The organism is Streptococcus sp. 263_SSPC (genome assembly GCF_001071995.1).
Classification (GTDB): domain Bacteria; phylum Bacillota; class Bacilli; order Lactobacillales; family Aerococcaceae; genus Granulicatella.
Genome location: NZ_JVNU01000041.1, coordinates 1 through 13,237 on the forward strand (window position 1 = coordinate 1; position 13,237 = coordinate 13,237).

General features: G+C 36.9%; 13 protein-coding genes. 8 read left to right on the plus strand and 5 right to left on the minus strand.

Annotated features, from left to right (window positions below; all coding sequences use genetic code 11):
* Window positions 1-295: transposase (locus ADH02_RS06390; RefSeq protein ID WP_048782010.1), on the minus strand; the 295-nt coding region annotated here is incomplete at its 3' end.
* Window positions 296-451: 156 nt separating this feature from the next.
* Between ADH02_RS06390 and clpX the strand changes: the two genes are divergently transcribed.
* From clpX to rpoD, 5 genes are all read left to right on the plus strand, one after another.
* Entirely contained in the window at window positions 452-1,723 is a 1,272-nt protein-coding gene (gene clpX, locus ADH02_RS06395) for an ATP-dependent Clp protease ATP-binding subunit ClpX (RefSeq protein WP_048783521.1), read from the plus strand.
* Window positions 1,724-1,824: 101 nt separating this feature from the next.
* Window positions 1,825-3,102: an MFS transporter gene (locus tag ADH02_RS06400; RefSeq protein WP_048783523.1), complete on the plus strand. Its 1,278-nt coding sequence runs from the start codon at window positions 1,825-1,827 to the stop codon at window positions 3,100-3,102.
* Complete coding sequence (gene yihA, locus ADH02_RS06405; protein WP_048714065.1) at window positions 3,092-3,679, plus strand: ribosome biogenesis GTP-binding protein YihA/YsxC; 588 nt, start codon at window positions 3,092-3,094, stop codon at window positions 3,677-3,679. Before ADH02_RS06400 ends, yihA begins: the two co-directional genes overlap by 11 nt.
* Window positions 3,680-3,813: 134 nt before the next feature.
* Window positions 3,814-5,643 (plus strand): DNA primase, encoded by a 1,830-nt coding sequence (gene dnaG / locus ADH02_RS06410; RefSeq protein WP_048783525.1) that lies wholly within the window; start codon window positions 3,814-3,816, stop codon window positions 5,641-5,643.
* A 16-nt stretch (window positions 5,644-5,659) separates the two neighbouring features.
* Window positions 5,660-6,784, plus strand: a complete 1,125-nt coding sequence (gene rpoD / locus ADH02_RS06415) for an RNA polymerase sigma factor RpoD (RefSeq protein ID WP_048783527.1) — start codon at window positions 5,660-5,662, stop codon at window positions 6,782-6,784.
* A 156-nt stretch (window positions 6,785-6,940) separates the two neighbouring features.
* Here the strand turns inward: rpoD and rnjA are convergent, their stop codons facing one another.
* The 4 genes from rnjA to def form a co-directional block, all read right to left on the minus strand.
* Complete coding sequence (gene rnjA / locus ADH02_RS06420; protein ID WP_048783529.1) at window positions 6,941-8,638, minus strand: ribonuclease J1; 1,698 nt, start codon at window positions 8,636-8,638, stop codon at window positions 6,941-6,943.
* Between the two features lies 1 nt (window position 8,639).
* Window positions 8,640-8,855, minus strand: coding sequence for a DNA-directed RNA polymerase subunit epsilon (locus tag ADH02_RS06425; RefSeq protein ID WP_005605573.1), 216 nt, complete (start codon window positions 8,853-8,855; stop codon window positions 8,640-8,642).
* Window positions 8,856-8,929: 74 nt separating this feature from the next.
* Window positions 8,930-9,637 (minus strand): HAD family hydrolase, encoded by a 708-nt coding sequence (locus ADH02_RS06430; RefSeq protein ID WP_048783531.1) that lies wholly within the window; start codon window positions 9,635-9,637, stop codon window positions 8,930-8,932.
* The gene (gene def, locus ADH02_RS06435; RefSeq protein WP_048712097.1) at window positions 9,627-10,187 is read right to left on the minus strand and encodes a peptide deformylase; all 561 of its coding nucleotides are present in this window, start codon (window positions 10,185-10,187) and stop codon (window positions 9,627-9,629) included. Before def ends, ADH02_RS06430 begins: the two co-directional genes overlap by 11 nt.
* Window positions 10,188-10,351: 164 nt before the next feature.
* Between def and ADH02_RS06440 the strand changes: the two genes are divergently transcribed.
* The 3 genes from ADH02_RS06440 to rseP are packed head-to-tail and all read left to right on the plus strand — an operon-like array spanning window position 10,352 to window position 13,215.
* Entirely contained in the window at window positions 10,352-11,134 is a 783-nt protein-coding gene (locus ADH02_RS06440) for an isoprenyl transferase (RefSeq protein WP_048783533.1), read from the plus strand.
* Complete coding sequence (locus ADH02_RS06445) at window positions 11,135-11,935, plus strand: phosphatidate cytidylyltransferase (protein WP_048783535.1); 801 nt, start codon at window positions 11,135-11,137, stop codon at window positions 11,933-11,935.
* Window positions 11,936-11,949: 14 nt separating this feature from the next.
* A complete protein-coding gene (gene rseP / locus ADH02_RS06450; protein ID WP_048783536.1) occupies window positions 11,950-13,215 on the plus strand; it encodes an RIP metalloprotease RseP in 1,266 nt (421 codons plus the stop codon).
* The last annotated feature ends 22 nt before the right edge of the window (window positions 13,216-13,237 follow it).

Consider the following 13,237-nt stretch of genomic DNA (forward strand, 5'->3'; position numbering starts at 1 on the left):
ATTCCTTGTATTTTTTTAATATTTCTAATTCAACTTCTTTTCTTCGTAATTCTAATTTTAATTGATCGATTTCAGAAAGTTTAGCCATTCCTTTTTCATAAGAATATTGTTTACCCACCTGTTGGTGGAAACGATGTGTTTCTCCATTTTTATACCATCTAAACCATGTTTCTACTTGCGTTTTGTTTTTAATGTTTAACTCCTGCATTACTTGTTTTGTACTATATCCCTGTAATTTCATTTCTACGGCTTTATTTTTAGTATCGGCTGAATAAGCAACACGATTTTTAACCATAAAAAGACACCTCCATGCGTATTTGATAATATTGTACCAAATCCAACTTGGAGGTGTTTTTATTTAATTCTCATTTACGGGGGTCAGTGCCCTAGAGACCGGCGCTTTTTGAAACAACATTTCTTGTTGAAAATAGAGACTTATGGTACTCTTAAAATGAAAAATCAGGAAAAGAATGGAGGTTTCAGATTGTATAAAGATGAAACAAAACAAGTAAGATGTTCATTCTGTGGAAAATCACAAGAACAAGTAAAGAAAATTATCGCTGGTCCTGATGTATTTATTTGTAATGAATGTGTTGATTTATGTAAAGAAATTATTGATGAAGAATTTTCTTCAATGACGATGGATGAAATGATTGAGGTATTAAAACCTCAAGAAATCCTAAAAGTATTAAATGATTACGTTGTTGGCCAAGAACATGCAAAAAAATCATTAGCAGTAGCGGTTTATAATCACTATAAACGTATTAATCACTTATTTAGTGAAGATGACGATGTTGAGTTACAAAAGAGTAATATTTGTTTAATTGGACCAACTGGTTCTGGGAAGACTTATTTAGCTCAATCATTAGCGCGTATTTTAAATGTACCTTTCGCAATCGCGGATGCGACTACATTAACTGAAGCGGGTTATGTTGGTGAAGACGTTGAAAATATTCTTCTAAAACTATTACAGGCGACAGACTACGATATTGAACGTGCTGAAAAAGGGATTATTTACATCGATGAGATTGATAAGATTGCCCGTAAGAGCGAGAATGTATCGATTACTCGTGATGTAAGTGGTGAAGGGGTTCAACAAGCCTTACTGAAGATTTTAGAAGGAACTGTTGCATCTGTTCCGCCTCAAGGAGGCCGTAAACATCCACATCAAGAACTCATTCAAATCGATACAACGAATATTTTATTTATCGTTGGTGGAGCGTTTGATGGAATTGAAACAATCGTAAAAGAACGTCTTGGTGCTAAAGTAATCGGATTTGGATCTTCAAATAAAAACTTATCAAGTCACGAAAGTTTAATGCAGTTGATTATTCCAGAAGATTTACAAAAATTCGGACTTATTCCAGAGTTTATTGGACGTCTTCCAATCACTGCAGCGTTAGAACCGTTAAGTAAAGACGATTTAGTCGATATTTTAACGAAACCAAAGAATGCATTAGTGAAGCAGTATCAAAAACTCTTTGCCATGGATAACGTGGAATTAGAGTTTGAACCAGCAGCGCTTCAAGCAATTGCTGCTAAAGCAATTGAACGTCGTACAGGTGCGCGTGGTTTAAGAAGTATTATTGAATCAGTGATGATGGATTTAATGTTTGAAATTCCAAGTCGTGAAGATATTACAAAAGTGGTCGTTACAGAAGCTATTGTGAACGGAACTGGCGAACCTGATTTGTATGATGAAGAAAATCGATTGATTTCCTAGGGATTTTCAACAAAATATGTTAGGATAGAATGTGATATGATGGGTGCATTATATTGCATTCTATTTTTATTTAAGAATATATGATTAAGGGAGATAAAAGCATGAAAGGATTAAAATCCTTAATATCGAAACATTACACAAAAGAAGAATTTGCTTGGATTATGCAGGACTGGGCCAATTCAGTTTATTCTTTAATGATTACTACGGCCATTTTTCCGTTGTATTTTAAAACCGTATCTTCTAATGCTGGCGTCAGTGCGGCTGATTCAACTGCATTTTTAGGATATGCCAACTCGATTGCGACATTTGCCGTGTCTATTATGGCACCTGTTCTTGGAGCTTTAGCGGATTACAAAGGATATCGTAATCCTATGTTTACTTGGAGTACATTATTAGGTGTATTCTCGGTTATTGGAATGATGTTTGCCGAAACAGATCAATGGATTTTATTATTAGCATTGTATACTTTATCAGCAATAGGATATTCAGCTTCGAACATTTTCTATGATAGTTCGATTATGGATGTAACAACTTATGATCGTATGGATAGAATTTCCGCAGCTGGATACGGATATGGATATATCGGAAGTGTATTCCCGTTTGTATTATTTATGATGATTATGCAGTTTAGTGGATTGAATTCAAACGCAATCGTTATGGCTGGTTTCTTCATTACAGCTGCATGGTGGTTTATCTTTACGGTTCCGTACTGGTTGCATGTAACTCAAAAATCATTTATTGAAAAACCAGAGAAACCTATTAAAGAAAGTTTCATGCGTTTATGGGGAACGATTAAACGTATTGGTGAACATAAACAAGTATTCTTATTCTTACTCGCTTATTTCTTCTACATCGACGGAGTAGGTACGATTATTAAAATGGCGACAGCAATCGGGGCTGACATGGGACTCGATAGCAATAGCTTGATTGTTATCTTATTAATTGTTCAAATCGTGGCGTTTCCATTTAGTTTACTTTATGGATACTTATCAAAACGCTTTGGTAACAAGAAAACATTATTCCTTGGAATTGGTACGTATATTTTAATTTGTGTGATGGCGTTATGGTTAAATTCATACACAGATTTCCTTATCTTAGCAATTCTTATTGGGACAGCTCAAGGTGGGGTACAATCACTCAGCCGTTCATTATTTGGCCAATTAATCCCGGCCAATAGAGCGAATGAATTCTTTGGATTCTATAATATTTTTGGTAAATTCTCATCAATCTTAGGAACAACACTATTAGGGATTACAGCTCAAATGACTGGTAATTCATTAGATGGTGTATTCTCATTAATTATCTTGTTCTTAATTGGTTCAGTATTGCTATTCTTCGTGAAGTTGCCAACTCAGAAAGGATTAGAAAATGAAGGTTAATAAAGCCGAATTTACAATTAGTGCTGTAGGACCAGCACAATATCCTTCTGGAAACCTTCCAGAAATTGCATTATCAGGTCGTTCTAACGTTGGAAAATCTTCTTTTATTAATAAGTTGATTCAACGTAAAAGCTTAGCACGTACTTCAAGTAAACCGGGTAAAACACAAACATTGAACTTCTATCATATTAATGAACAGTTCTATTTCGTGGATGTACCAGGATATGGATATGCTAAAGTGTCTAAGAAGGAACGCGAAAAATGGGGGAAGATGATTGAGGAGTACATTACGACTCGCGAACCTCTTCGTTTAGTACTTATCTTAGTGGACTTTAGACATGAACCAAGCCAAGAAGATGTTCAAATGCGTGAATTTTTGGAGTATTACAATATTCCATATCGAATTGTGATGACGAAATGTGATAAGATTCCTCGTGGAAAATGGAATAAACATGTCAGCGTGATTCGAAAAGCATTTGGCAAACCACCAGAAGATCTCTTCTTAACATTCTCATCTGAAACAGGTGAAGGAGTAGAGAAAGCTTGGGCGTGGATTGAAGAATTTATTGCCGACTAAAAAACAAGTGATACCGTATACGGTATCACTTGTTTTGTTTGAGGAGAAAAAAGCTTGCTCCATTGCATTAAATCGCGAATTGTGATATATTATATGCTGTATCATTAGGCGTAGTGTATGGAGGGAGTTTTTTTATGAGTCAACGATTATCAAAAGAAACGATTCAAAGTATACAATCGCAAGTGAATATTCTCGATATTGTAGGGCAATTTGTCCAATTGAGAAAGCAAGGTAAGAGCCTATTTGGCCGATGTCCTTTCCATGATGAAAGAACACCTTCGTTTACCGTCACAGAAGAAAAACAGTTATTCCACTGTTTTAGTTGTGGACGCGGAGGAAATGTTTTTAACTTCATGCAGGAATTGGAAAGTTTATCTTTTCCAGAATCAGTTGTTAGGGTAGCAGAACTTGCACATATTCCTCTCGATGTTGAAATCCCTTCTAGCCAACAAGCAATTCCTCAAAAAGAGAAAAAATTGTTTGCGGCACATGAAAAAGCGAGTGAGTTTTACTCGCATGTCCTATTTAATACAAAAGGTGGACAAGAAGCACTTCATTACTTAACAGATCGTGGCTATACGATTGATACGTTAAAGGAATTTGGATTTGGTTTCTCGTTAAAAGACCGCACGCAGCTGACACAGCTCTTACAAGATTTAGAGCTAACAGAACAAGAAATGGAAGCGACAGGTCTATTCGTTGAAAGTCAATCAGGATTCTTTGATCGTTTTAACCAGCGGATTATGATTCCTCTTCGTAATGAACATGGACAAATCGTTGGGTTCTCTGGACGTGTGTTGCCAGGGTATTCAGATGAGTTTGCTTCACAGGCTAAATATTTAAACAGTCCTGAAACACCGCTCTTTGCGAAAAGAAACTTCTTATTCAACTTTGATTTAGCAAAGAAGAATATTCGTAAAGAAAATAAAGTCATCCTTTTTGAAGGATATATGGATGTTATTTCTGCTTGGCAAGCGGGAGTTCAACTAGGGGTCGCCTCAATGGGGACATCTCTTACACCAGAGCAAATTCAAAAGCTTCGTCATGTAACGGATACGATTTTGATTGCTTATGATGGTGATAGAGCAGGTCTGGAAGCGACAAACCGTGCGATTGAAATGATTCAATCCACAAATGCTTTTACGATTGGTATTATTCCATTTGATAATGGGCTGGATCCGGATGAGTTTATTAAACAACGTGGACCCCAAGCGTTTATCGATTTAGTTGAACACGGGCAAGAAACCATCTATCAATTTAAAAAGAGATTCCTTTCTAAGAAATATCAACTGCAAGTTGAGAGTCAAAAGATTCAGTATATCGAAGAGATGATTATTGAACTAGCGAAACTCACAAATGATGTTGAAAAGAATCTAGCGATGAAGTCTCTTGCGGATGAATTTAATCTTGATTACACAACGATTCAAAATCAAGTAAAACAAAAGCAAGTTCAAACTTCGCAGAATTTCCAAGCACCGCCTGTACCAAGCGTTGAAACACAAGCGCCAGTAATGAATAGACCGTTTATTAAAAACGAAGGTATTCAAAGGCATCTAATGTATCGCTTGATGCATCATAATGAAGCTTGGACATATCTGAATCGTATTAATCCAGAATTCTCGTTTCCAGACGCATTATATGAGCAATTATTTTTACATATTCAGGCGTTTAGAAATGAAGAAGAGGAATTTGATGTTCAAGAATTTATGTTGTTTTTAAACGATAAAGATTTAATGAACAGAAATCTGGTGTCTGAAATCGAACTAGGTCAGTTTCCTCCAGAATGTACGGAACAAGAGATTCAAGATTTAGTATATGTACTTTCACAAAAAAATACTCTGAAAGAGCAGTTAGCACAAAAAAAGGAAGAGTTGAATCGAGCTGCTCTTGTGAACGATGATGAAGCCAGAAAGAGATTGATGGTTGAAATCATGGAGATTCAACGACAATTAAGGAAAAGATAGAATGGAGGAATGGTGAATGACAGTTCAAAAGAATGAAAAAGGTCAAACACTGAATGAAGCAACTTCAGCGCTTCTTGCAGAACGAAAATTATTCGGTCAAATTTTATACGATGATTTATCTGCGCAAATCGCAATCCCATTTGAGTTGGATGCGGAAGGAATGGATAAATTAATTCAAAAGTTTGAGGATGCAGGGGTTAGTGTTGTAGATGCTAACGGTGAACCAACAAGCCAACAATTGTCAGCAGAAAGCCAACGCGAATCTGAGACAGCTGTTGTAGAAGATGATACTGCCTTATCTTCAAATACGAAGATTAATGACTCCGTTCGTATGTATTTAAAAGAAATCGGACGAGTTCCACTTCTTAGCGCGGATGAAGAAGTTGCATTAGCGCTCCGTATCCAAGAAGGCGATACAGAAGCCAAACAAGAATTAGCGGAAGCCAACCTTCGTTTAGTAGTATCAATTGCAAAACGTTATGTAGGACGTGGAATGCAATTCTTGGACTTAATCCAAGAAGGAAACATGGGCTTAATGAAAGCCGTTGAGAAATTCGACCATACAAAAGGGTTCAAATTCTCAACTTATGCAACATGGTGGATTCGTCAAGCAATCACACGTGCCATTGCGGACCAAGCGCGTACAATTCGTATTCCAGTACATATGGTTGAAACAATCAACAAATTAGTACGTGTTCAAAGACAACTATTACAAGATTTAGGTCGCGAACCTACACCGGAAGAAATCGGGGCAGAAATGGATTTACCAACTGAAAAAGTTCGTGAAATTCTAAAAATCGCTCAAGAACCAGTATCTCTTGAAACTCCAATTGGGGAAGAGGACGATTCACATTTAGGTGATTTCATCGAAGACGACAACGCAACTAGCCCAGCTGATCACACTGCATACGCATTGTTGAAAGAACAACTCGATGAAGTTCTTGAACAATTAACAGACCGTGAAGAGAACGTTCTGCGTTTACGTTTCGGTCTTGATAAGAATGGAGAAATCCGTACATTAGAACAAGTAGGGCAAGTATTCGGGGTAACTCGTGAACGTATTCGTCAAATTGAAGCGAAAGCATTACGTAAATTACGCCATCCGAGCCGTTCTAAACAATTAAAAGATTTCTTAGATTAAGAATGAATAACAGAAGCAGTCCTTAGGGATTGCTTCTTTTTTGTTTGCAATTTTTGTGAAATCTCTATTATTTTCATGGGAAAGGGCTTAAATCTAGTGAAGAATTTGATAAACTAACAGAGGTGTACCGCAATTACGGTACACCTCTTAATTTATTTATTCTATAGCATCTGCTTCAGTAACTCCTAAAATTACTGGAAGAATCATTGGATGACGTTCTGTTTTCTTAAATAGGAACGGACCTAACACATCCGTAATTTTATTACGTAGTACACGTTCGTTTAAAACTTCTTCTGAATCTGCCAAAAGTTCTTCAAGTTCATCACGAAGAATGGCTTGTGCTTCGTTAAGAAGTTGTCCTGATTCTTTCATGTAGATAAATCCACGAGAGAGCATATCTGGCCCTGCAACTAACTCACGGTTTTCGTAATCGACAGTAGCCACACAGATGACTAAACCATCTTGAGAGAGTGTCTTACGATCACGAAGAACGATGTTTCCAATATCGCCGATACCATTTCCATCGACATATACATCCCCTGCAAAGAAGTGACCAGCTCTACGTGCTGAGTCCGCTGTAACTGCAAGAACATCGCCATTGCTTAAGATAAATGAGTTTTCTTTTGGAATACCCACTTGAGTTGCAAGGTTTGCTTGAATCTTCTGCATACGATATTCACCGTGAACTGGAACGAAGTATTTAGGCTTCATTAAGCGAAGCATTAATTTTTGTTCTTCTTGAGAACCGTGTCCAGAAGTGTGAATATTGTTGACTTTACCATGAATCACTTCAGCACCAGCTTCTGAAAGAAGGTTGATGACGCGGTTAACGCTTGAAGTATTTCCTGGAATTGGTGAACTAGAGAAGATAACTGTATCACCAGGTTGAATTGAGATTTGACGGTGAGTCCCATTGGCAATACGGCTAAGTGCCGCCATTGGCTCCCCTTGAGAACCTGTACATAAAATAATGACTTTTTCAGAAGGGTATTGGTTAATCTCACGTCCATCGATAAAAGTATCATCTGGAGCCTTGATATAACCTAATTCACGCGCAGTGCGGAAGCTGGCTTCCATACTACGTCCAAACACAGCTAATTTACGACCAGTTGCTACAGCCACATCTGTTACTTGTTTTAGACGAGAAACGTTTGATGCAAATGTCGCAAAAATTATACGTCCATCCACGCGTTGGATAATTTCTTTAATGGATTTACCAACGACTTGTTCAGATTGAGTAAATCCAGGAACTTCAGAGTTTGTACTGTCTCCTAGGAGAACTAGAACGCCTTCTGAACCAATTTGAGCCATACGGTGAAGGTTCGCTGGTTCTCCAACTGGAGTGAAGTCAAACTTATAGTCACCTGTAAACACGATATTTCCTGGAGGAGTCTTAATCACAATCCCAAATGCATCTGGAATAGAGTGGGTTGTGCGATAGAAACTCACTTGTGTTTTACGGAATTTAATGACGCTGTCTTCATCAATTTCGTGAAGAATTGCATCTCTTAAAAGACCGTGTTCTTCTAATTTATTTCGGATTAAAGACATCGCAAGTTTCGTTGCGTAAATAGGGATGTTCGCTTGCTTAATTAAGAAAGGAATCCCACCAATATGGTCTTCGTGTCCATGCGAAATAAATAGACCTTTTACTTTATTAATATTTTGAACGATATAACTGTAATCGGGAATCACATAATCGATTCCTAGTAAATCATCCTCAGGGAATTTAATACCGGCATCCAAAATGATGAGCTCATCTTGGAATTGAACGCCATATGTGTTTTTACCGATTTCACCTAAACCGCCAAAAGCAAATACGCCCGTTTCGTTATTTTTAATATTTGGTTTCATATTACTTGAACACCGTTAATTTAAATTCAGGGTTTTGTTTTTCGTAAGCTAAGTGTTTTTCATCTAGCTCTTGGATAAACTCAACGTTGTATTCAGTGTTTTCATCCACAAGGCGGCGGGCTTCTACCTTGTCACTAGCTTCGATATATAAAGCTTCTGTATTCTCACGACGTGGAGCTTCCGTTTTAGTTGGTTGGTAAGTAATTTTAAAAATCATGTATGTACTCCTTTAAATTTTTTTCATAATGTTTCTATCATATTTTATCATAGAATGCTTATTTTTTCATAATCTTAAAGGCCGAAGAGAGCCTCTTTTTGCAATTTTTCAAGCAAATCTTTTGGACTTGAGAGTGGTTTTGGAGTCAAAGTGGAATCTTCTTCTCCAAATTTGAAATAAATCGTATTCCAATTTCTGTGTTTTGCACCTTCAATATCATTTACAAGGTCATCGCCAATCATCCAGAAGTCTTTTTTGCTCACATCTGGAAAAAGTCGTTCTACATTCATAAATGCTTCAGCTTGTGGTTTAGGAATACCTGTCGTCTCAGAAATGAAGATTCTTGAAGCGTCGAACCACTTTGCTAAACCAAGAGATGTAATTTTCTTTGACTGATGACTTGTTGGACCATTTGTAAGAAGAACCAGAGTAGAGTGGTTTGATACTTTGTCAAAAAAGTGATACCAGTCTTTATCTAATTCGATATGATCCATTACATATTGATAGGTTTCCTTAAAACGAATAACTGATTCTTTTGAAGAGTCCAGTCCAAGAGCCGAAAGTGTGCCTTCAACTCGTGATAGGTGGTTTTCTTCTAAAGTAATTTGCCCCTTTGTAAATCGCTCAAAAGCAATCTCACTTTTTTCTTGATACACCTGATACACATTGATATCTGTTGTAAATGTTGGATAACATTTCTTTAAGGCGGTTAAGAAAACTTGCTGTTTTGAATAGAGTGTATCATCTAAATCAAAGACTAAAATTGGTGTCTTATTCGCCAATGACAACCGCTCCTTTAGGGATATACATTGGTTGTGTTTTATTAATATGGTCGTAAAACATCACACCGTTTAAATGGTCGATTTCGTGTTGAACAACGATGGCTTCGTAGTCTGTTAATGTGCGTACGAATTCATCACCGTTCACGTCTTGATATTTAACAGTCACACGTTCAGATCGAAGAACGATTCCTGGTACATCACGTTCTACTGAAAGGCAGCCTTCACCTTCTTTTAGGCAAGCTTTCTTCACTGATTCACGCATGATACGAGGATTGATCCATACTTCGTTTAAAATAGGTTCTTCATCTTCAAAACCAGGAACGAGAAGAGCAATCATTTGAATGGATTTACCAAGTTGAGGTGCAGCGAGACCAACACCTGCACGTAATTCATATTTTTCAGCAATTTCTGGGTTTTGACTATTATGTAAGAACTCTAACATTTCTTTAGCAAGTTCTTGTTGTTCTTCTGTTAGTGGGAAAGTTAGCTTTTCAGCACGTTTTCTGAGTGCAGGATGTCCCTCTAACACGATATCTTTCATTGTAATCATGGTTAACTCCTTTACTGGTTCATAAATCTGTTTCTAAGTATACCATTTTTCGCCCTAGAAACCAATCAGGGCCTTTGTTTTTGTAATTTTTTCATAAGGAAAAAGAGAATACTATAAATGACTTTAAACTTCTGTTACAATAGAAAGGAAATACGTGTAAAGGAATGGGTAATATGCTTTTTTGGAAGAAACAATCAAAACCACAAGAAACAACAGAATCTGTTTCAATTGATCGAGAGAATATCCCACAACATATTGCTGTGATTATGGACGGTAATGGGCGCTGGGCAAAGAAGCGCAATCTTCCTAGAATTGCGGGACATAAAGAAGGCATGAGTACGGTAAAACGAATCGCAATTGCTGCTGATGAATTAGGAGTAAAGGCGATGACCTTGTATGCGTTTAGTACTGAAAACTGGAAACGTCCAACAGAAGAAGTAAGTTTCTTAATGAAACTACCAGGAGATTTCTTTGGAACGTTTATGCCTGAACTTCAAGAAAGAAATATGAAAATCCAACTAATTGGATTTATTGATGAATTACCTGAATCAACAAAACAAGTCGTCTTAAAAGCCGTCGAAGATACAAAGAATAATACAGGAATGGTGTTAACATTTGCCTTAAACTACGGCTCACGTGCTGAAATCATTGAAGCGACGAAAGCTCTAGCAAACGAGGTTCAAGCTGGTGAAATCTCAGTGGAAGATATCAACGATGAAGCTTTTGCGAATAAGTTACAAACAAGCTTCCTAGGAGACTTACAAGATCCAGATTTAATGATTCGTACAAGTGGAGAAGTACGATTAAGTAATTTCTTATTATGGCAATTAGCGTATAGTGAATATTACTTTACAGATATTTTCTGGCCTGATTTTTCAGAAGAAGATTTGCATAAAGCGATTCTAACGTACCAAGGAAGACATCGCCGTTATGGAGGTCTTGCATAGATGAAACAACGAGTTATTACTGCACTCATTGCGGTTGGTATATTTTTACCAATACTTTATGTCGGTGATATTTGGTTACGTACGCTACTAGCTCTTTTAGCGATTGTTGGGATTTATGAATTCTTCCAAATGAAAAAAATGAATATTTTTTCAGCAGAAGGAGCGCTCACATTACTTGCCACATTGTCATTTTTATTTTCACAAAAACCATTAGTAGCCCTGCCACGAGGAATCGATTATTTCTTCTTTTATTTCTTAATGGTTATGTTACTGATGACGTTAACGGTTTATAAGAGTGACCGATTTTCGTTTGAAGATGCAGCGTTTTGTTCGCTGATTTCTTTATACGTCGGTGGTGGATTCTCTGGAATTCTATTTGTTAGAAGTATTAGTTTTGGGATGGCAATTTTTGTCTTTATCGTCATTTGGGGGACAGACTCGTTTGCTTACTTAGCAGGTCGCCAGTTCGGAAAACATAAATTAGCTCCAGATATTAGCCCAAATAAAACAATTGAAGGGTCTATTGGTGGAGTTCTTGGTTCAGTACTATTAGGATTGCTCGTTGTTCCATTTTATAACCCAGTCCAATTCTCAGTATTTGAATTTGTACTTTTAATGGTTTGCTTATCCATTTTTGGACAATTAGGTGATTTAGTAGAGTCAGCATACAAGCGACAATTTAACGTAAAAGATTCTGGAAACTTATTCCCAGGACATGGAGGAGTATTGGATCGTTTCGATTCAACATTCTTTGCTATGTTAATGTTCCAAATCGTATTTAAATTCTTTGGGGATATTTAAAAGAGGTGAAATAATTGCAAGGATTAATTGCATTTTTATTCGTATTTAGTATCATCGTGATTATTCATGAGTTTGGTCATTATTATTTTGCAAAAAAAGCGGGTATTTTAGTTCGTGAATTTGCAATTGGAATGGGACCAAAAATCTTCCAAGTTCGTAAAGGCGAAACAGTATATACACTTCGCTTATTACCAATTGGTGGATATGTTCGTATGGCGGGTCATGATGAAGATGAACAAGAAATCAAACCAGGGATGATGATTACCATCGTCCTAGATAATGATAATGTTGTTCAAAAATTAAATTTTGACGAAAAATTAATTATCGAGAATTCTGTACCTTTCCAAATCGAAGATGCAGACTTACATAAGGATATGACATTAACTGGATACTTCATTAATTCTGAAGAGAAAGTAACATTAACAGTTTCTAAGACTGCAACAATTGTTGAATCTGATGGAACAGAAGTAGTCGTTGCTCCTGTGGAACGTCAATTTAATTCAGCAACTTTATGGAATCGAATTAAAACGAACGCTGCTGGACCGATGAATAACTTTATTTTATCGATTTTAGTATTCATTATTGTTGGATTTATGCAAGGTGGAGTTCCATCTAATGATGCGATTATCGGACAAGTAACAGAAGATTCGGCTGCACAAGTGGCTGGTCTAAAAGAAGGAGATAAAGTTCTTTCAATCGACGGCGTTGAGATTCATTCATGGGATGAAATGACAAAAGTTGTTCGTTCAAGCGCGGATAAGACTCTCGCGGTTTCAATTGAACGTGACGGGAAAACTCAGGAAGTCCAAGTCACTCCTAAAGCTGTCGAAGCATCGGATGGTTCAAAAGTAGGTCAATTTGGTGTGACAAGAATTCTTAAAAATGATATTCTTTCCATTCTTGCTTATGGATTTACGCAAACTGTTTCAGTGGTCGTATTAGTGCTCTCAGCACTAGGCTCGCTGTTTACACGTGGGTTTAATTTAAATCAACTAGGTGGACCGGTTGCGATTTACTCGATGACATCGCAAGTGGCTAAAAATGGATTCATTGATTTACTTGCTTTCATGGGAATGATTAGTGCCAACCTTGGTGTTATGAACTTGTTACCAATTCCAGCGCTAGATGGTGGGAAACTCGTTCTGAATGTCATTGAAGGGATTCGTAAGAAACCACTCGATCCAGAAAAAGAAGGCTATTTAACAATTGCAGGAGCTATTTTCCTATTTGCGTTAATGCTTCTTGTAACATGGAACGATATTATGAAATTATTTAATTAGACAAGAGAGTGTCTCTACGATG

What these genes read in the sequence shown, in the direction of transcription:
- dnaG (WP_048783525.1), top strand. Translation starts at nt 3,814, where the DNA reads ATGAGTCAACGATTATCAAAAGAAACGATTCAAAGTATACAATCGCAA.
- yihA (WP_048714065.1), top strand. Translation starts at nt 3,092, where the DNA reads ATGAAGGTTAATAAAGCCGAATTTACAATTAGTGCTGTAGGACCAGCA.
- rnjA (WP_048783529.1), bottom strand. Translation starts at nt 8,638, where the DNA reads ATGAAACCAAATATTAAAAATAACGAAACGGGCGTATTTGCTTTTGGC.
- def (WP_048712097.1), bottom strand. Translation starts at nt 10,187, where the DNA reads ATGATTACAATGAAAGATATCGTGTTAGAGGGACATCCTGCACTCAGA.
- rpoD (WP_048783527.1), top strand. Translation starts at nt 5,660, where the DNA reads ATGACAGTTCAAAAGAATGAAAAAGGTCAAACACTGAATGAAGCAACT.
- clpX (WP_048783521.1), top strand. Translation starts at nt 452, where the DNA reads ATGAAAAATCAGGAAAAGAATGGAGGTTTCAGATTGTATAAAGATGAA.
- ADH02_RS06400 (WP_048783523.1), top strand. Translation starts at nt 1,825, where the DNA reads ATGAAAGGATTAAAATCCTTAATATCGAAACATTACACAAAAGAAGAA.
- ADH02_RS06425 (WP_005605573.1), bottom strand. Translation starts at nt 8,855, where the DNA reads ATGATTTTTAAAATTACTTACCAACCAACTAAAACGGAAGCTCCACGT.
- ADH02_RS06445 (WP_048783535.1), top strand. Translation starts at nt 11,135, where the DNA reads ATGAAACAACGAGTTATTACTGCACTCATTGCGGTTGGTATATTTTTA.
- ADH02_RS06440 (WP_048783533.1), top strand. Translation starts at nt 10,352, where the DNA reads ATGGGTAATATGCTTTTTTGGAAGAAACAATCAAAACCACAAGAAACA.